The organism is Streptomyces sp. NPDC053079 (genome assembly GCF_044546695.1).
Lineage (GTDB): Bacteria > Actinomycetota > Actinomycetes > Streptomycetales > Streptomycetaceae > Streptomyces.
Window position 1 is genome coordinate 498,166 of sequence record NZ_JBITZJ010000007.1, and the last position, 18,652, is coordinate 516,817.

The window sequence follows — 18,652 nt, forward strand, 5'->3', positions numbered from 1 at the left end:
TCGGGGGTTGCCCGGGGCGGGGGAATTCCCCGGGGGCCGTGATAGGCGCATGGGATACTCGGGGTGTCGAAAATGCCGCCTACCGGAATGGCAACCACCTCATGGCTTCGGTTCCCTCCCTCGCTTCCACGCTCCACCAGCGCATCGCGGACGCTCTCTCGGCTGCCCTGCCGGAGGCCGGCGCCGCCGATCCGCTGCTGCGACGAAGCGACCGGGCGGATTTCCAGGCCAACGGCATGCTGGCGCTGGCCAAGAAGCTGAAGGGCAACCCGCGCGAGCTGGCGGCGAAGGTCGTCGAGGGGCTGCCGGCCGGCGATCTGATCCAGGACGTCGAGGTGTCGGGCCCCGGCTTCCTCAACATCACCGTGGCCGACAAGGCGATCACCGGGACGCTGGCGGCCCGTGCGGCCGACGAGCGGCTGGGCGTGCCGCTCGCGGAGCGGCCGGGCACGACGGTCATCGACTACGCCCAGCCGAACGTGGCGAAGGAGATGCACGTCGGTCACCTGCGCAATTCGGTGATCGGTGATGCGGTCGTGCGGATCCTGGAGTTCTCCGGCGAGAAGGTCGTGCGCCGTCACCACATCGGTGACTGGGGCACGCAGTTCGGCATGCTCATCCAGTTCCTGATCGAGCACCCGCACGAGCTGGACCACGAGGGCGAGGTCTCCGGCGAGGAGGCCATGTCGTCGCTGAACCGGCTGTACAAGGCGTCGCGGACGCTCTTCGACTCGGACGAGGAGTTCAAGGCCCGTGCCCGGCGCCGGGTGGTGGACCTGCAGGCCGGTGACGAGGAGACCCTCGCGCTGTGGCAGCGGTTCGTCGACGAGTCGAAGATCTACTTCTACTCGGTCTTCGACAAGCTGGACGTGGAGATCCGCGACGAGGACATCGTCGGCGAGTCGGGTTACAACGACATGCTGGCCGAGACGTGCCGCCTCCTGGAGGAGTCGGGTGTCGCGGTGCGTTCCAACGGTGCGCTGTGCGTCTTCTTCGACGACGTCAAGGGCCCGGACGGCAAGCCGTCGCCGCTGATCGTCCAGAAGTCGGACGGTGGCTTCGGCTACGCGGCGACCGACCTGTCCGCGATCCGCGACCGGGTGGGGAACCTGAAGGCCGACACCCTGCTGTACGTGGTGGACGCCCGTCAGTCGCTGCACTTCAAGATGGTCTTCGAGACCGCGCGCCGGGCCGGTTGGCTGACCGAGGGCGTGAAGGCCGTCCAGCTCGGTTTCGGCACGGTGCTGGGCAAGGACGGCAAGCCGTTCAAGACCCGTGAGGGCGAGACGGTGCGTCTGGTCGACCTGCTCGACGAGGCGATCGACCGTGCGACGGCCGTCGTGCGGGAGAAGGCCCAGGACCTGACGGAGGAGCAGATCGCCGAGCGTGGTGCGCAGGTGGGCATCGGCGCGGTGAAGTACGCGGACCTGTCGACGTCGGTCTCCCGCGACTACAAGTTCGACCTGGACCAGATGGTGTCCCTCAACGGCGACACCAGCGTCTATCTCCAGTACGCCTTCGCCCGGATCCAGTCGATCCTGCGCAAGGCGGGCGAGGCCCGGCCGGTCGCGCACCCGGAGCTCGCGCTGGCGCCGGCCGAGCGCGCGCTGGGCATGCACCTGGACCAGTTCGGGGAGAACCTCGCCGAGGTCACGGCCTCCTACGAGCCGCACAAGCTGGCCGGGTACCTCTACCAGCTGGCCTCGCTCTACACGTCGTTCTACGCCGAGTGCCCGGTGCTCAAGGCGGAGACGCCGCAGCAGGTGGAGAACCGCCTCTTCCTGTGCGACCTGACGGCCCGCACCCTGCGTCTGGGCATGTCGCTGCTGGGCATCCGGACGCCCGAGCAGCTGTAGGGCGTGGCGGCGGGCGCCTCATCCGGTGCCCGCCCCGAGTTCGAACCAGATGAGCTTGCCGACCAGTCCCTGGGGCTGGTCGCGCAGCGCGAAGCCGCCCCAGCTGTCGGCGCACCACTGGACCAGCCCGAGGCCGCGGCCCTGTTCGGCGGCTTCGGTCTCGGCGTCGGGCAGGGTGACGCGGTCGAGGGCGGGCAGCCGGGGGTTGGTGTCCCAGACGGCGACGCGCACGCGGTTGCCCTCGCGTTTGACGCGCACGGAGGCGGGGCCGTCGGAGTAGCGGTAGGCGTTGGTGACCAGCTCCGAGGTGAGCAGCTCGGCGGTGTCGGCGAGCTCGAGGAAGCCGTGCTCCTCGAAGATGGTGCGTAGCGTGCGTCGCGCGATGCACGGCGCCATGGGGTCGGAGGGGACCTGAAGCGTGTACTCCCAGTCGTCCGTCAGTTCCGGTTCATGGCTCATGCACGCCTCCGTAGCGTAAGCGTCCCTGTACACACGGTAGTCATGGTCCGAGTGCATACCCCGCCCCTCGGTCGTTTCCACGAGAGTCGACCTGTGTGGGTGACGATCGTGAACTATGCGCCCCGTCTTGCGTGAGCTGCGCAAACGCGACGGGATCGCACAACCGCATACGTCGATGGCGGCGTTCCGGGGCCCAGGGGCCTTGGGAACGCCGCCATCGCGCTGTGTCACGGTCGCGGTCGGGACGCCGTGGGGCGTCAAGCCGGCTTTACAGCTGCTGGGCGACCTCCGTCGCCCAGTAGGTGAGGATCATGTCGGCGCCGGCGCGCTTGATGCCGGTGAGGGTCTCCATGATCGCGCGGTCGCGGTCGATCCAGCCGTTGGCGGCGGCGGCCTCGACCATCGCGTACTCGCCGGAGATCTGGTAGGCGGCGACGGGCACGTCCACCGACTCGGCGATCTTGGCGAGGACGTCGAGGTAGGGCAGGGCCGGCTTGACCATGACCATGTCGGCGCCCTCGGCAAGGTCGAGCGCGAGCTCGCGCATCGACTCGCGGAGGTTGGCCGGGTCCTGCTGGTACGTCTTGCGGTCGCCCTGCAGCGAGGAGCCGACGGCCTCGCGGAAGGGGCCGTAGAAGGCGGAGGCGTACTTGGCGGTGTAGGCCAGGACGGTGACGTCCTCGTGGCCGGTCTGGTCGAGGGCGTCGCGGATGACGCCGACCTGGCCGTCCATCATGCCGCTGGGGCCCACGACGTGGACGCCGGCGTCGGCCTGGACCTGGGCCATCTCGGCGTAGCGCTCGAGGGTGGCGTCGTTGTCGACGCGGCCTTCGGAGTCGAGGACTCCGCAGTGGCCGTGGTCGGTGTACTCGTCCAGGCACAGGTCGGACATGATGACGAGCTCGTCGCCGACCTCGGCCTTCACATCGCGGATGGCGACCTGGAGGATGCCGTCGGGATCGGTGCCGGCGGTGCCGAGCGCGTCCTTCTTGGCCTCCTCGGGCACGCCGAAGAGCATGATGCCGGCGACGCCGGCCTCACGTGCCTCGACGGCGGCCTTGCGCAGGGTGTCGCGGGTGTGCTGGACGACGCCCGGCATGGCGGAGATCGGCACCGGCTCGGCCGCGCCCTCCCGCACGAAGGCGGGGAGGATCAGGTCGGCCGGGTGCAGCCGGTGTTCGGCGACCATGCGGCGCATGGCCGGGGTGGTGCGAAGGCGCCGGGGGCGGGACCCCGGGAACGTTCCGTACGTGGTGCTCAACTCCGTGCCCTTCTGCGCGATCCGGGCCGCCGCTCGCTCGGGCGGGTGACCGGGTCGCCGGCCTCCAGGGCCGCGTCGCGCCGGGCCGCGCCGAACTCCGCGAGCGCCTCGGCCAGCTTGTGCACCGAGGGCTCGGGCGACAGCACGTCCACCCGCAGGCCGTGTTCCTCCGCGGTCTTCGCGGTGGCGGGGCCGATGCAGGCGATGACGGTGACATTGTGCGGCTTGCCGGCGATGCCGACGAGGTTCCGCACGGTGGAGGAGGAGGTGAACAGCACGGCGTCGAAGCCGCCGCCCTTGATCGCCTCCCGGGTCTCGGCCGGCGGCGGCGAGGCGCGCACGGTCCGGTAGGCCGTGACGTCGTCGACCTCCCAGCCCAGTTCGATCAGGCCGGCCACCAGGGTCTCGGTGGCGATGTCGGCGCGCGGCAGGAAGACGCGGTCGATCGGGTCGAAGACCGGGTCGTAGGGCGGCCAGTCCTCGAGCAGGCCGGCGGCGGACTGCTCGCCGCTGGGCACGAGGTCGGGCTTGACGCCGAACTCGATCAGCGACTTGGCGGTCTGCTCGCCGACGGCGGCGACCTTGATGCCCGCGAAGGCGCGCGCGTCGAGCCCGTACTCCTCGAACTTCTCGCGCACCGCCTTGACGGCGTTGACGGAGGTGAAGGCGATCCACTCGTAGCGGCCGGTGACCAGGCCCTTGACCGCGCGCTCCATCTGCTGGGGGGTGCGCGGCGGTTCGACGGCGATGGTCGGCACCTCGCTGGGCACGGCGCCGTACGAGCGGAGCTGGTCGGAGAGCGAGGCGGCCTGCTCCTTGGTGCGCGGCACCAGGACGTTCCAGCCGAACAGCGGCTTGGACTCGAACCAGGAGAGCCTCTCGCGCCGCGCTGCGGCGCTGCGCTCGCCGACCACGGCTATGACGGGCTGGCCGCCGTCGGGCGACGGCAGCACCTTGGCGGCCTTGAGCACCTGCTGGAGCGTGCCGAGGGTGGCGGTCCAGGTGCGCTGGCGCGTGGTGGTGCCGGCGACGGTGACGCTGACCGAGGTGTCGGGCTTGCGGCCGGCGGAGACCAGCTCGCCCGCGGTGGCGACGACCGAGTCCAGGGTGGTGGAGACGACCGCGGTCACCTCGCTCGCGCCGACCTCGGCCCAGCAGGTGGCCGAGGCGGTGCGGGCGTCGACGAAGCGCACGTCGCCGCCCTTGCCGTCGCGCAGCGGCACGCCGGCGTAGGCGGGCACGCCGACGGCCGTGGCGACGCCCGGCACCACCTCGAAGGTGATGCCCCCGTCGGCGCAGGCCAGCATCTCGTCGGCGGCGTTGCCGTCGAGTCCGGGGTCGCCGAGAACCGCACGGACGACCCGCTTGCCGCCGCGCGCGGCCGACATGACAAGATTGGCCGTGTCCCTGAGGACCGGAATCCCGGCGTCCTTTGACGACTCATCAGTAACCGTCTGGGCCGGCATGTCCACAGTGCTGCGGGCATGCGTACGCACCACGTCGAGCACCTGCGGATCGGCGATCAGGACGTCCGCGGACGCCAGTGCCTCCACGGCGCGCAGCGTCAGCAGTCCCGGGTCTCCGGGGCCGGCACCGAGGAAGGTGACGTGCCCGTGCGCGGGGTGGTTCGGGGCGGTGGGGTTCAATGTGCTCGCTCCCCCATAAGACCGGCCGCACCCTTGTCGAGCATCTCGGCGGCGAGTCCGCGGCCGAGAGCAAGGGCGTCCTCCTGGGACGCGGGTACGGGACCGGTGGTGGACAGCTGCACCAGCGTCGAGCCGTCGGTCGAGCCGACGACGCCGCGCAGGCGCATTTCGGTGACAGCCTGCCCGTCGACCAAAAGGTCGGCCAGGGCGCCCACGGGCGCACTGCAGCCGGCCTCCAGGGCGGCGAGCAGGGACCGCTCGGCGGTCACGGCGGCCCGCGTGTGCGGGTCGTCGAGCTCGGCGAGCGTGGCGGCGAGCGGTGCGTTGGTCGCGGCGCACTCGATCGCCAGCGCCCCCTGGCCGGGGGCGGGCAAAATCTGGTCGGGGTCCAGGAACTGGGTGACGTCCCCGAGCCGGCCGATGCGGCTGAGCCCGGCGGCGGCCAGCACCACGGCGTCCAGCTCGCCACTGGTGACGAAGCCGACGCGGGTGTCGATGTTGCCGCGGATCGGCACGGTCTCGATCTCCAGGCCGAGCTCGCGCGCCCAGGCGTTGAGCTGCGCCATGCGGCGCGGCGAACCCGTGCCGACGCGGGCGCCCCGCGGCAGCCGCTCGAAGGTCAGCCCGTCGCGGGCGACGAGCACGTCGCGCGGGTCCTCGCGGAGCGGGATCGCGGCGAGGGCGAGGTCGTCCGGCTGCGTGGTGGGCAGGTCCTTCAGCGAGTGCACGGCGAAGTCGATCTCGCCCGCGAGCAGCGCGTCGCGCAGCGCGGAGACGAAGACCCCGGTGCCGCCGATCTGCGCGAGAGACTCGCGGGAGACATCGCCGTACGTGGTGATCTCGACCAGCTCGACCGGTCGCCCGGTCAGCTGCCGGACGGCCTCGGCCACCTGCCCTGACTGGGCCATGGCGAGCTGGCTGCGGCGGGTGCCGAGCCGCAGCGGCCGCTGGTCGGTGGAGGTGTCGTTCATGCCGACTCCCGTGCTGTGGTGTGCCTGTCGGCACGTGTGTCCGCCCGGCTGACGGCGGCTACCGCCTGCGGGTCGAGGTCGAAGAGTTCCCGCAGGGCGTCGGCGTAGCCGGCGCCCCCGGGGGTGGAGGCCAGCTCCTTGACCCGCACGGTCGGCGCGTGCAGGAGCTTGTCGACGACGCGGCGCACGGTCTGGGTGATCTCCGCGCGCTGCTTGTCGTCCAGGTCGGGAAGGCGGCCGTTGAGGCGGGCCATCTCGCCCGCGACGACGTCCGCGGCCATGGTGCGCAGCGCGACCACGGTGGGCGTGATGTGCGCGGCCCGCTGGGCGGCGCCGAAGGCGGCGACCTCGTCGGAGACGATGGAGCGCACCTGGTCGACGTCGGCGGCCATGGGCGCGTCGGCGGAGGCCTCGGCCAGGGTCTCGATGTCGACGAGCCGTACGCCCTCGAGGCGGTGCGCGGCGGCGTCGATGTCGCGGGGCATGGCGAGGTCGAGCAGGGCCAGGCGTACGTCCGTACGGGCCTGGGTGCCGCCCGGGGCGGCGGCGCAGGGGCCCGGGGCGGTGCCGCAGGGGCCGGGGGCCTCCTTGCGGCCGGCGAGGGCGGCCCGTATGGCGTCGACGGTCAGGACCAGGCCCGTGGCGCCGGTGCAGGACACGACGACGTCGGCGCGGGCCAGCTCCTCGTCGACGCCCGCCATCTCCACGGCCGAGGCCGTGAAGCCGGGCGCGCCCGGGGCGCCGGGCTCGGTGAGGATCCGCGCCAGGCGCCGGGCCCGCTCCAGGGTGCGGTTGGCGACGGCCACGTGGGCCACTCCCGCCCGGGCCAGGGTGGCCGCGGCCAGGGAGGACATCGAGCCGGCGCCGATGACGAGGGCGCGCTTGCCGGCGGCCCAGTCGGTGACGGCGGCGCCCTCGGCGAGCTGCTCGAGGCCGAAGGTCACCAGCGACTGGCCGGCCTTGTCGATGCCGGTCTCGCTGTGGGCGCGCTTGCCGACGCGCAGGGCCTGCTGGAAGAGGTCGTTCAGCAGCCGCCCGGCGGTGTGCAGCTCCTGGCCGAGCGCGAGCGCGTCCTTGATCTGGCCGAGGATCTGGCCCTCGCCGACGACCATCGAGTCCAGCCCGCACGCCACCGAGAAGAGGTGGTGGACGGCCCGGTCCTCGTAGTGCACGTAGAGGTACGGAGTGAGCTCGTCCCGGCCGACGCCCGAGTGCCGGGCGAGCAGCGTGGACAGCTCGGCGACACCGGCGTGGAACTTGTCCACGTCGGCGTAGAGCTCGATGCGGTTGCACGTGGCGAGCACCGCCGCCTCGGTGGCGGGCTCCGCGGCCAGGGTGTCGTGCACGAGCCTGGCCTGCGTCTCGCGCGTGAGGGCGGCCCGCTCCAGCACGCTGACCGGCGCGCTGCGGTGGCTGAGGCCCACGACCAGAAGACTCATGCCGGCATCACGGCGGGAACGTCCCCGTCCGGTCCCTTTCCGCTGCCCGCGCCCGCGGCCGTGCGGGCCGGCGCCGCCGGCCGGGACGCGAGGTCCGGGCGGGGCGCGGCCGCGGCCGCGGCGGGTCCGCTCTCCTCGCCGGCCTTGCGCTGCTCGTGGAAGGCGAGGATCTGCAGCTCGATGGAGAGGTCGACCTTGCGCACGTCGACGCCGTCCGGGACGGACAGCACGGTCGGCGCGAAGTTGAGGATCGAGGTGACGCCGGCGGCGACGAGGCGGTCGCAGACCTGCTGGGCGGCGCCGGCGGGCGTGGCGATGACGCCGATGGAGACGCCGTTGTCACTGATGATCGACTCGAGCTCGTCGGTGTGCCGCACGGGCAGCCCGGCGACCGGCTTGCCGGCCATGGCGGGGTCGGCGTCGATCAGCGCCGCGACGCGGAAGCCGCGGGAGGCGAAGCCGCCGTAGTTGGCCAGGGCGGCGCCGAGGTTTCCGATGCCGACGATCACGACCGGCCAGTCCTGGGTCAGGCCGAGTTCCCGCGAGATCTGGTACACGAGGTACTCGACGTCGTAGCCGACACCGCGGGTGCCGTACGAGCCGAGGTAGCTGAAGTCCTTGCGGAGCTTGGCGGAGTTGACCCCCGCCGCGGTCGCGAGCTCCTCGGAGGAGACCGTGGGCACCGAGCGCTCGGAGAGCGCGGTCAGCGCACGCAGATACAGCGGAAGCCGGGCGACGGTGGCCTCGGGGATCCCTCGGCTTCGGGTCGCCGGTCGGTGAGTTCGGCCAGTTGCCACGGTGCTCCTGCGGGTAGAGCGGGGCTGCAGGCGGCGCCTTGTCCCAGGACCGCCCCGTCGAACGCAGGCTATGCCTTTGTGAACGCGTGCACAAAGATGGTGTCCGTTTTGCCCCGGCAAAGTGATGGGTGTCACGCGATGATTCGGCCCGGTCCGGGAACCATCGCCCGCACCACCGCGACCGCCACACCAGTCACAGGAGCACCATAGGCGCGTGGACGGGGACACGGGCGCTCACTCCTCACCGCTATACCCCCGGACACCAACAAATCGCCCACGATGGTAGTCGACTCAGGCACCCAATCCCGCCGCACGAGCGTCCGCGGAGACGGCACAATTGCCCTCATGAGCCCGCTCCTGCGCCGCAATGCCCGCAAGAATCCCGCCGACCGCGTGGTCACGCTGGTCGGCAAGCCCGGCTGCCACCTGTGCGACGACGCCGAGGCCGTCATCGCCGAGGTCTGCGGCGAGCTCGGCGCCCGCTGGGAGAAGAAGGACATCACCGAGGACGAGGAGCTGCACAGGAAGTACTGGGAGCAGATTCCGGTCGTCCTCGTCGACGGCGCCCAGCACGATTTCTGGCGGGTGAACCCGGACCGGCTCCGCAAGGCCCTCGGCGGCTGACGCGCCCGGCGCCGACCGGAGGGTAACCGGCCCGACGCGCAGAGTTCACGCCATCGCACCGTCCCGACTTCCGGTTACCCCGAACAAACTGGCTATGCTCGCGGCATGGCCGCACTCGGATGGCTCACCCACCGCAGGCGCTCCGCGACCGCACGCAGCGTGCTGGCCGGCGAGGCGGCGGCGGAGGCAGCCCGCAAGTCCGCTCAGGAGAACGAAGAAGCGCTGGCCACGGGCCGGCCGGGGTCCCAGGAGCCCGAGCCGGAGTTCCCCGTCGCGGGCGATGAGAAGGCCGCCGCGTTCTTCGACCTCGACAACACCGTCATGCAGGGCGCCGCGATCTTCCACTTCGGCCGCGGCCTCTACAAGCGGCAGTTCTTCGGCAAGCGCGAGCTCGCCCGCTTCGCCTGGCAGCAGGCCTACTTCCGCCTCGCCGGCATAGAGGACCCCGAGCACGTGCAGGAGGCCCGCGACAGCGTCCTGTCGATCGTCAAGGGCCACCGCGTCTCCGAGCTGATGACCATCGGCGAGGAGATCTACGACGAGTACATGGCCGAGCGCATCTGGCCCGGCACCCGCGCCCTGGCCCAGGCCCACCTCGACGCGGGCCAGAAGGTGTGGCTGGTGACGGCCGCCCCGGTCGAGACCGCCACGATCATCGCCCGCCGGCTGGGCCTGACCGGCGCCCTCGGCACGGTCGCCGAGTCCATCGGCGGCGTCTACACCGGCAAGCTGGTCGGCGAGCTGCTGCACGGCCCGGCCAAGGCGGAGGCCGTACGGGCGCTGGCGGCGGCCGAGGGCCTGGACCTGACGCGCTGCGCCGCCTACAGCGACTCGCACAACGACATCCCGATGCTCTCCCTCGTCGGCCACCCCTACGCGGTCAACCCCGACACCCGGCTGCGCAAGCACGCGCGCGAGCGCGGCTGGCGGCTGCGCGACTACCGCACGGGCCGCAAGGCCGCCAAGATCGGCATCCCGGCCGCGGCCGGCCTCGGCGCCCTGGCGGGCGGCGCGGCCGCCGGCATCGCCCTGCACCGCCACCGCCGCCGCTGAGCCCCCGGGCCCACGCCCTGAGCACCGGCCGGCTCCGCCCCACGGCGGGGCCGGCCGACGCTTTCCCGGCCCGGGCCCGCCCTCTCCGCGGCCCGCTTCCGTCAGCGGGGCCCATCACCGGAACGGGCGACAGCTACGGCGCGCCTCCTCGCCACAGCCCGTAACCGAACTGGCCGCACAGGCAATCCTGTTGTCATACCCCCACATGGCCCCCGACAGTCCTGCGGTGTCCGGATTGCCACAACACGCTGCCCAATCGGCCACACCATCGGCAAAACCGGTCAACTTCCGTTCGTAGTTCGATATTTGAACGGCCATGAATGGTGCCGAGATCGAACGGAAACGATGATTTGAGCAACTCGGTGTAGCGCTGCCTGTACGAAGGGTTATTCTCCTCAGACGCAAGCCGGTACCCGCTTGTCCCTACGACGAGTGAACGGTCTGGCACTGCACGTGATGGAAGCTCTGCCTCTGGGAGTCCCGTGTACCCACACGTCGGGGTTGACGCCTCGGGCCTGGCTACGCTGCGCGCAGCGGTCGTCGACCGTCTGCGCGGCTTCGTCCCCACCGCGTACGCCGTCCCCGCCTTCGCCACGCTCGCCCCTGCCGTAGCGGGGGGGCCTGTCGGACCCTGCTACGCCCTCGCCGAGAGCAGCGCGGCCGTCGGCAGACGCGCCCGCCGAGGGGCCGGCACCGGTACGTCCACCACCACCCGCCGTCCGAGCGCGGACAGCGACAGCGCCCGCATGCTCGACCTGGTCGAGCGCGCCCAGGCCGGCGAGGCCGAGGCATTCGGCCGCCTCTACGACCAGTACGCCGACACCGTCTACCGCTACATCTACTACCGCGTGGGCGGCCGGGCCACGGCGGAGGACCTCACGAGCGAGACGTTCCTGCGCGCCCTGCGCCGGATCGGCACCTTCACCTGGCAGGGCCGCGACTTCGGCGCCTGGCTGGTGACCATCGCCCGCAACCTCGTCGCCGACCACTTCAAGTCGTCAAGGTTCCGGCTCGAAGTGACCACCGGGGAGATGCTCGACGCCAACGAGGTCGAGCGCAGCCCCGAGGACTCGGTCCTCGAATCCCTTTCCAACGCCGCCCTGTTGGAGGCGGTGCGCAAGCTCAATCCACAGCAGCAGGAGTGCGTCACCCTCCGCTTCCTGCAGGGCCTGTCGGTCGCCGAGACCGCCCGTGTCATGGGGAAGAACGAGGGCGCCATCAAGACGCTCCAGTACCGGGCGGTGCGCACTCTTGCGCGACTCCTCCCGGACGACGCACGCTGATCTTGCGCCGACCCGATGCCTGATTTCACTCACCAGCGGCCACCTCGCCCCGGCCGCGTAACCCGACTGCCGCGCCGCTCGTTGTCCGGGATGCAGACTTCCCCATGCCGCGTCATGCCCGTATTCACTCACTCGATCGAGTGGATGCTCTCAAGGCATGCAACCCTTCAGGTGCCCAGGGGAGTCGACCGTCATGACGAGAGGAGGTGCCGCCTGTGATCGCGAACGTATCGGCGCACCGGCGGGCGAACGCCTTCGCCCAGGCCCTGGAGGACCAGGACGTCCAGGGTGCTGCGGCCGCACAGTCCGGCCCATCGGCGGAAGACGCCGAGCAGGCAAAGCTGTTGACCCTGGCGGGCGGGCTCGGTGCGCTACCGGCTCCCGAGCTGGACCCCGAGGTCAAAACCGTCCAGCGGGCGCAGCTGATCGCCGCCATGGAGGCCCAGTTCGCCGGAGCCGCCGTCCCGGAGCAGCGCTCCGGCCGGGCGACCCACCGGGCGAGCGCGCTGAGCCGGCTCCGGCCGCGCTCACGCTGGTCCAAGGGGCTGGCGGCCGGCGGCCTCACGGTGGGCGTGGCGGCGGGCGCGTTCGGCGGTGTCGCCGCGGCGAGCTCCAACGCCCTGCCCGGCGACACGCTGTACGGGCTCAAGCGCGGCATGGAGGACCTCAGGCTCGGCATGGCCGACGGGGACTCCACCCGGGGCGGGCTCTTCCTCGACCGGGCCACCACACGGCTGCAGGAGACCCGCCGGCTGATGGAGCGCGGCCGGTCCGGTGAGCTCGACCAGGAGTCCCTGGCGGAGATCCGCAAGACCCTCTCCGGCATGCGGCACGACGCCTCCGAGGGCCACCGGCTGCTGCACGGCGTCTATCAGCGCGACGGCTCCCTCGGGGCGATCGAGCGGCTGTCGACGTTCGCCTCCTCCCAGCGCGAAGGGTGGAGCCGGCTGCGCGACCGGCTGCCCCACCAGCTCACCGACGTCGCCGACGACGTCAGCTCGGTCTTCGCCGCCATAGACGATGAGGTCGAGCCGCTGCGGTCCCTGCTCCCCGACGACAAGAGCGGCAAGAAGGGCTCCGGCCGCCGCGAGGGCGGCTCCTCGCACGGCTCCCCCGAGAGCGCGGGCCACTCCGCGCCGGCGTCCAAGGCCCCCGCCACGGCCGACGGCAAGCACCCCGGCAGCAAGCCCCCGCAGTCCTCCCAGGGCACCGGCGACGAGCGCGAGGGCCTCCTGGGCGGCACGGGCCTGCTGCAGCCCGCCCCGAGCTCCGAGGGCACCGGCACGGACCGTCCCTCGCACGGCAAGGACGGCAAGCCGTCCAAGCAGCCGGACATCACCATCCCGCCGCTGCTCCCGGACATCCTCCCGGGCCTCGGCATCCACGGCGAGGACGACAAGTAGCGGCACCGGGCACACGGCACCAGAGGCGGCCGGTCGGACGCGGGCCGGTCAGAAGAACACGGATCGCCGCTGCACGAGCAGCTTGTACAGCGTGTGCTGAATCGTTTCCCGGACCTGATCCGTGAGGTTGAACATCAGCATCGGGTCGTCCGCCGCCTCCGGCGGGTAGCCGTCCGTGGAGATCGGCTCCCCGAACTGGATCGTCCACTTCGTCGGCAGCGGCACCAGGCCCAGCGGCCCGAGCCAGGGGAAGGCCGGCGTCAGCGGGAAGTAGGGGATGCCCAGCAGTCGCGCCACCGTCCGGGAATTGCCGAGCATCGGGTAGATCTCCTCCGCCCCGACGATCGAGCACGGCACGATCGGCGCCCCGGCACGCAGTGCCGTCTGGACGAAGCCGCCCCGACCGAAGCGCTGCAGCTTGTAGCGCTCGGAGAAGGGCTTCCCGATCCCCTTGAAGCCCTCCGGCATCACGCCCACCACCTCGCCGCGCTCGAGCAGCCGCTGGGCGTCCTCGGCGCAGGCGAGGGTGTGCCCGAGCTTGCGGGAGAGCTCGTTGACGAGCGGCAGCATGAAGACGAGGTCCGCCGCGAGCATCCGCACGTTCCGGCCGGCCGGGTGATGGTCGTGCACGGCGACCTGGAGCATCAGGCCGTCGATGGGCAGGGTGCCGGAGTGGTTGGCGACGATCAGCGCCGCCCCCTTCTCCGGGATGTTCTCGATGCCCTTCACCTCGACCCGGAAGTACTTCTCCTTGAAGGGCCGCAGCAGGGACAGGATGACCTGGTCGGTGAGCTCCTGGTCGTACCCGAAGTCGTCGACGTCGTACTCGCCGGTGATCCGCCGCCGCAGGAAGCTCAGCCCGTGCGCGATCTTGCGGTCCCAGCCGCCCTGGCCGGCCGGCTCCCCGGCGGCGGGGTCGTGTCCGGGCTGTCCGTCCGTGGCCCCCGGGGGCTGCGGCTTCTCCTCGCGCGGGACCGGTACGGGGGCCAGCGACGCCGGTGAACGGTTCGTACGGCCCGGGCCCGTGCGCTTCGCCCGCCTCTTGGACCGGGGCTCCTCGCCGAACGGAATGACCTTCGCATCGGCCATGGTGCGTGCGCTCCTCAGTTCTGGCCGCGGCCGGCAGGCATCAGCGCGGCGATCCGGTCGACGGTACGGGCGAGGGTCTCGGGCGGCAGCAGGCCCGCGGGGCGGCTGCGGGCGAAGTCCGCGAACGCCTCGGCGGTGGTGTACGTGGGGTGGAAGCCCAGGGTTTCGCGCATCTGCGTGGTCTGGACGACACGGCCGTGCGTGAGCAACCGGATCTGCTCGGGCGAGAAGTCCAGGGCGCCGACCGATCGCAGCGCGGACCCGACCCAGGTCACGGTGGGCAGAAAGAAGGGGAGAGTGGGGCGCCCGAGGCGCCTGGCGGCCTGTGAGAGCAGCAGGACGCCATCGCCCGCGATATTGAACGTGCCGCTGTTGAGCGTGCCCCGGCGGGGCTCCCCGGTGGCGATCCGCAGCACCTCGATCGCGTCGTCCTCGTGCACGAACTGCAGCCGGGGGTCGAAGCCGAGGACGCTGGGCAGCACGGGCAGGGAGAAGTACTCGGCGAGCGGCGAGTCGGCACAGGGCCCCAGGACGTTCGCGAAGCGCAGGACGCACACGGCCACGTCGGGCCGGCGGCGGGCGAAGCCGCGCACGTACCCCTCGACCTCGACGGCGTCCTTGGCGAAGCCACCGCTGGGCAGCGACTTGGGCGGTGTGGTCTCGGTGAAGACGGCGGGGTCGCGGGGCGCCGAGCCGTACACGCTCGTGGTGGACTTCACGACCAGCCGCTTGACGCTGGGCGTCTTCTGGCAGGCGCCGAGCAGCTGCATGGTGCCGATGACGTTGGTCTCCTTGACCAGTGCCCGGCTGCCGCGCTTGCCCAGGGGGGTGCCGTTGACGTCCATGTGGACGACGGTGTCGACGGACCGCTCCGCCAGGACCCTGCCGATCGTGGGCTGGCGAATGTCCGCCCGTATGAATTCGGCCCCGCCGAGGTGGTGCTCGGGTGGCACTGCGTCCACCCCGATGACCCGGTCGACGTCGGGCTCGCGCTGGATGCGGCGTACGAAACGACCGCCCAGCTGCCGCGCGACTCCGGTGACGAGCACGACCTTGCCCAAGATCAGCGCCTTCCTTCCCACCCTCGCCGACGAGTGGTGCGCTCGTCGAGCGGTGCCCTGTGGCGGCCACCGTAGCGGGTCGTTGTTGCACTGTGATGACCGCCGGACGGGTCGGGCGTCATTTCAAGCCGTAGCGAGGGCTTCACTCCCCGCAACGCACCGCAGCCCTCCCACCGGTGACCGGTGGGAGGGCTGCGGGACGTTCACAGCGACGCTGCTTACTTCTTGTTGCGACGCTGAACACGCGTGCGCTTGAGCAGCTTGCGGTGCTTCTTCTTGGCCATCCGCTTGCGCCGCTTCTTGATAACAGAGCCCACGACTACCCTCGCTTACATCGATTCACTCGGTGCGGGGCGTCCGAGCCCACACGACCTACATCGGGCCAGCCTACCCGGCACCGGGCGATCAGCGTAATCCGAGGTGCCCGTCAGGCGGTTTCCACCCCCACGTAGGACTCTCGGAGGTACTCGTGCACCGCTTGTTCTGGGACCCGGAACGACCTGCCCACCCGGATCGCCGGCAGATGACCACTGTGCACCAACCGGTACACGGTCATCTTGGAGACTCGCATCACCGCGGCGACCTCCGCCACGGTAAGGAACACGACCTCGTTGAGAGGCCTTTCGCCAGCAGCCATGACACACCTGAACCTTCCGCACATGACGCGCACCGGCTTCCCCTCCGGTGACTCCTCGTCGCTGCGCGCTCACTCCCCAGGTTAGGGGCGGGTGATGCGAGTGGGGAAGAGGAGCAGCCATCGGCCGCCTACTGTGACAGACACGCTCGATTGAGTACATAGCGAGTAAGCGGTCGGTAGTAATCAGACCGCACAGTGTCATCAAGCGGAACGGCGACGGACACCCGGCCCTCGGCCTCTCCGACGAACAGCGCGGGGTCGTCCGAGTCGGCCAGCCCGATGGCCTCAATGCCCAGCTGACCTGCCCCGCAGACCCAGCCGTGGTCCCCGATGACCAGGGCGGGCAGGGGTCCGCCGGCCTCCGCCTGGGCCGCCAGGACAGTACGAACCGGGAGGGGTGAATGGGTATGCGCGCCGGGCTCACTTTCTGCGGCCCGTGCGCCGGGTTCGCGCACCATCGCTACTCCTCGAACGTAGTCGAGGCGGTAGGTGCGTACGCCGAACCGGGTCGTTATGTCGACACTTTGCCCCTGCGCCGGGGTGAGGACACCGCATCCCGCCGCCGAGAGACCGGCGGCCAAAGCGGCGTAGAAGCCAAGGAGCCGATGCGGATGACCGGTGCCGATCAGCACCGGCGCCCCGGTCGCGGCGACCGTCGCCAGACGGTCGGCGAAGGCATCGAGTGCCACCAGCGTGCGATCGGGGTCGATCACATCATGCCCGGAAGTGTGCTTGGGATCGTCCGAAACTCCACACCTCTCCCCCATCAGTCGCAACAAGTCGACGAAGCGCCAGTCATATTTCGGCTCCAGACCGATCAGCACCCGAGGGTCCCGCGCGGCGAACAACCGGTAGCGACTCAGGCTCCGTTCCCGGGGCGTGGCCACGGGACCCGCCAGACGGGTGGTCAACAGATGGGCACGCAGGGCACTTCGGGTGAGCACGGGAACGGTGGGGACAGAGGTGGAGGCGGGACCAGGGGTGGGGCCGGGAGTGGCGCCAGGGGTCAACACGAGCCCGATGCTGACGCAATGGGGTGCCGGCCGCCGGGATTCGCGACCGACGTCCCACGCGTGGGCTAACACCCCTTTCCCGTGGACCACTTACGGCAGCAGACCGTGGGACGGGAACACCGCGCGCCGGGTGGCGAGGATCGCCTGGTCGAGCCGGTCGGCCGGGTCGTAGCCGGAGCCGGTGAAGTCCCGCCACTGCGGCTTGCGACCGTCCGTCATCCGCAACGGGCCCAACTGCCGCGTCCGCCGGAGGACTTCACTGCGCCAGTCCTCCGGCACCGGTGACTCCGGCTCGACGGGCCGCCCGGCGGCGATGCCCACCAGATGGGTCCACGACCGCGGCACCACGTCCGTGACGGCGTAGCCGCCGCCTCCCAGGGCCAGCCAGCGGCCGGCGGCGTGTTCGTGTGCCAGATCGTGGCACGCGGCCGCCACGAGCCGCTGCGCGTCCACGGACACGGTCAGGTGCGCCAGCGGGTCCTCGAAGTGGGTGTCGGCGCCGTGCTGGGTCACCAGCACCTGCGGCCGGAAGGCCGCCAGGAGCTCCGGTACGACCGCGTGGAAGGCCCGCAGCCACCCGGCGTCCCCCGTCCCCGCCGGCAGCGCCACATTGACCGCGCCGCCCTCCGCGCCCTGGCCGCCGGTCTCCTCGGGCCAGCCGGTCTGCGGGAAAAGCGTGCGGGGGTGCTCGTGCAGGGAGATCGTCAGGACTCTGGGGTCCTCCCAGAACGCGGCCTGCACACCGTCCCCGTGGTGAACGTCCACATCCACGTACGCCACGCGCTCGACGCCGAGTTCGAGCAGCCGGGCGATGGCGAGGGCGGCGTCGTTGTACACGCAGAATCCGGAGGCGCTGCCCGGCATGGCGTGGTGGAGCCCGCCCGCGAAGTTCACCGCGTGCAGGGCGTCGCCGCGCCACACCGCCTCGGCGGCGCCCACCGACTGCCCGGCGATCAGCGCGGCCGCGTCGTGCATGCCGGCGAACGCCGGATCGTCGACCGTCCCGAGGCCGTACGACCCGTCGGCGGACCGGGGGTCGGCCGAGGCGGCCCGCACGGCCGCGATGTAGTCCTGCCGGTGTACGAGCCGCAGCGTGGAATCCCCGGCGGGTGGGGCCGCCACGGTACGGGCCACGCGGTCCAGCCCGTATGCCTCGATCAACCGCATGGTGAGCGCGAGGCGCACGGGGTCCATCGGATGACCGGGGCCGAAGTCGTAGCCCGTTACTGCCTCGTCCCACATCAGCTGTGCGCGGCCGCTCATGGGCGACACCGTAATGGATGACTCATACGAGAAAGGCAGAGAGTTCCGTCATATCGGCGAAGTGGCCGGTCGCCCCGGCCAGGCGCTCGGCGGGCGTCATGGCCGTGAAGGCGTAGACGTCGATGCCTGCCGCGACGGCCGCCTGAATGCCGAGCGGGCTGTCCTCGACCACGACGCACCGGTCCGGCTCCACCCCCATCGACCGTGCGGCGTGCAGGAAGAGATCCGGCGCCGGCTTTCCCCGGCCGACGTCCTCGGAGCTGAATATCCGTGCCTCGTCGAACCACTCGGTGAGGCTGGCCGCCCGATGTCCGGTCCGGATGCGCTCATGGCTGCCGGAGGACGCGACGCAGTACGGAATGCCGGTGCCGGCCAGGAGCTCCAGGACCTGTGCGACGCCCTTCACGGGCTGGAGTTCACGGGCGAAGGCGGAGAAGGTGCGCGAGTGAAGGGTGTCGTCGAAGTCCTCGGGGAGGCGCCGGCCGGTCCGCTCGAGAACGAGGTCGTGCACACGGTGGACCGCGCCGCCCATGAAATCCCGAATGGAGTCCTCATAGCTGGTGGGATGGCCGAGCTCCGTGAGGTACTCGGCGAGAATCCGGTTGGCAATGGGCTCGCTGTCGACGAGTACACCGTCGTTGTCGAAGATGACGAGGTCATAGCGCATGACGTCACCCTAAACGCAAAAATGCCGCAGGCCCTGAGTCAAAGACTCAGGGCCTGCGGCTTCACAATTTGTTCGGCGGCGTCCTACTCTCCCACAGGGTCCCCCCTGCAGTACCATCGGCGCTGAAAGG

The 18,652-nt window shown here is 71.2% G+C and carries 18 protein-coding genes; 5 read left to right on the plus strand and 13 right to left on the minus strand.

Annotation, left to right across the window (positions count from 1 at the left end):
* Window positions 1-101: 101 nt before the first annotated feature.
* On the plus strand, window positions 102-1,856 hold the full coding sequence (gene argS, locus ACIGXW_RS27585; protein WP_071965505.1) for an arginine--tRNA ligase: 1,755 nt from the start codon (window positions 102-104) through the stop codon (window positions 1,854-1,856).
* A gap of 18 nt (window positions 1,857-1,874) precedes the next feature.
* Here argS and ACIGXW_RS27590 read toward each other — a convergent pair whose 3' ends face one another.
* The 6 genes from ACIGXW_RS27590 to ACIGXW_RS27615 all read right to left on the minus strand — a co-directional run bounded on the left by ACIGXW_RS27590 (window position 1,875) and on the right by ACIGXW_RS27615 (window position 8,429).
* Window positions 1,875-2,315, minus strand: a complete 441-nt coding sequence (locus ACIGXW_RS27590; protein ID WP_071965504.1) for an ATP-binding protein — start codon at window positions 2,313-2,315, stop codon at window positions 1,875-1,877.
* 268 nt (window positions 2,316-2,583) lie between these two features.
* Complete coding sequence (gene hemB, locus ACIGXW_RS27595) at window positions 2,584-3,576, minus strand: porphobilinogen synthase (RefSeq protein ID WP_399575412.1); 993 nt, start codon at window positions 3,574-3,576, stop codon at window positions 2,584-2,586.
* Window positions 3,573-5,222: a uroporphyrinogen-III synthase gene (locus ACIGXW_RS27600; protein ID WP_360916739.1), complete on the minus strand. Its 1,650-nt coding sequence runs from the start codon at window positions 5,220-5,222 to the stop codon at window positions 3,573-3,575. Before ACIGXW_RS27600 ends, hemB begins: the two co-directional genes overlap by 4 nt.
* A complete protein-coding gene (gene hemC / locus ACIGXW_RS27605; RefSeq protein WP_399575413.1) occupies window positions 5,219-6,193 on the minus strand; it encodes a hydroxymethylbilane synthase in 975 nt (324 codons plus the stop codon). The genes ACIGXW_RS27600 and hemC overlap by 4 nt, the downstream gene beginning before the upstream one ends.
* Window positions 6,190-7,632 (minus strand): glutamyl-tRNA reductase, encoded by a 1,443-nt coding sequence (locus ACIGXW_RS27610; protein WP_399575414.1) that lies wholly within the window; start codon window positions 7,630-7,632, stop codon window positions 6,190-6,192. Before ACIGXW_RS27610 ends, hemC begins: the two co-directional genes overlap by 4 nt.
* The gene (locus tag ACIGXW_RS27615) at window positions 7,629-8,429 is read right to left on the minus strand and encodes a redox-sensing transcriptional repressor Rex (protein ID WP_071965499.1); all 801 of its coding nucleotides are present in this window, start codon (window positions 8,427-8,429) and stop codon (window positions 7,629-7,631) included. Before ACIGXW_RS27615 ends, ACIGXW_RS27610 begins: the two co-directional genes overlap by 4 nt.
* Window positions 8,430-8,774: 345 nt before the next feature.
* On the opposite strand from ACIGXW_RS27615, the gene ACIGXW_RS27620 reads away from it, so the two are divergent.
* The 4 genes from ACIGXW_RS27620 to ACIGXW_RS27635 all read left to right on the plus strand — a co-directional run bounded on the left by ACIGXW_RS27620 (window position 8,775) and on the right by ACIGXW_RS27635 (window position 12,792).
* Window positions 8,775-9,053, plus strand: a complete 279-nt coding sequence (locus tag ACIGXW_RS27620; RefSeq protein WP_071965498.1) for a glutaredoxin family protein — start codon at window positions 8,775-8,777, stop codon at window positions 9,051-9,053.
* A 105-nt stretch (window positions 9,054-9,158) separates the two neighbouring features.
* Window positions 9,159-10,106 carry an HAD family hydrolase gene (locus tag ACIGXW_RS27625; RefSeq protein ID WP_399575415.1) on the plus strand — a complete coding sequence of 316 codons (948 nt, stop codon included), beginning with the start codon at window positions 9,159-9,161 and terminating at the stop codon, window positions 10,104-10,106.
* 482 nt (window positions 10,107-10,588) lie between these two features.
* Complete coding sequence (locus ACIGXW_RS27630; RefSeq protein ID WP_360916753.1) at window positions 10,589-11,389, plus strand: ECF subfamily RNA polymerase sigma factor, BldN family; 801 nt, start codon at window positions 10,589-10,591, stop codon at window positions 11,387-11,389.
* A gap of 215 nt (window positions 11,390-11,604) precedes the next feature.
* On the plus strand, window positions 11,605-12,792 hold the full coding sequence (locus ACIGXW_RS27635; RefSeq protein WP_399575416.1) for a DUF5667 domain-containing protein: 1,188 nt from the start codon (window positions 11,605-11,607) through the stop codon (window positions 12,790-12,792).
* A gap of 48 nt (window positions 12,793-12,840) precedes the next feature.
* On the opposite strand, the gene ACIGXW_RS27640 is transcribed toward ACIGXW_RS27635, so the two are convergent.
* The 7 genes from ACIGXW_RS27640 to ACIGXW_RS27670 form a co-directional block, all read right to left on the minus strand.
* Window positions 12,841-13,881, minus strand: a complete 1,041-nt coding sequence (locus ACIGXW_RS27640; protein WP_399575417.1) for a 1-acyl-sn-glycerol-3-phosphate acyltransferase — start codon at window positions 13,879-13,881, stop codon at window positions 12,841-12,843.
* 14 nt (window positions 13,882-13,895) lie between these two features.
* Entirely contained in the window at window positions 13,896-14,942 is a 1,047-nt protein-coding gene (locus tag ACIGXW_RS27645; protein ID WP_399575418.1) for an NAD-dependent epimerase/dehydratase family protein, read from the minus strand.
* A 218-nt stretch (window positions 14,943-15,160) separates the two neighbouring features.
* Window positions 15,161-15,259, minus strand: coding sequence for a 30S ribosomal protein bS22 (locus ACIGXW_RS27650; RefSeq protein WP_003948845.1), 99 nt, complete (start codon window positions 15,257-15,259; stop codon window positions 15,161-15,163).
* 110 nt (window positions 15,260-15,369) lie between these two features.
* Complete coding sequence (locus tag ACIGXW_RS27655; RefSeq protein WP_067299677.1) at window positions 15,370-15,579, minus strand: helix-turn-helix domain-containing protein; 210 nt, start codon at window positions 15,577-15,579, stop codon at window positions 15,370-15,372.
* Between the two features lie 128 nt (window positions 15,580-15,707).
* Window positions 15,708-16,523 (minus strand): phosphatase, encoded by an 816-nt coding sequence (locus ACIGXW_RS27660; RefSeq protein WP_360916764.1) that lies wholly within the window; start codon window positions 16,521-16,523, stop codon window positions 15,708-15,710.
* A gap of 159 nt (window positions 16,524-16,682) precedes the next feature.
* A complete protein-coding gene (locus tag ACIGXW_RS27665) occupies window positions 16,683-17,855 on the minus strand; it encodes an acetoin utilization protein AcuC (RefSeq protein ID WP_399575419.1) in 1,173 nt (390 codons plus the stop codon).
* A 22-nt stretch (window positions 17,856-17,877) separates the two neighbouring features.
* On the minus strand, window positions 17,878-18,522 hold the full coding sequence (locus ACIGXW_RS27670; protein WP_399575420.1) for an HAD family hydrolase: 645 nt from the start codon (window positions 18,520-18,522) through the stop codon (window positions 17,878-17,880).
* Window positions 18,523-18,652: the final 130 nt, after the last annotated feature.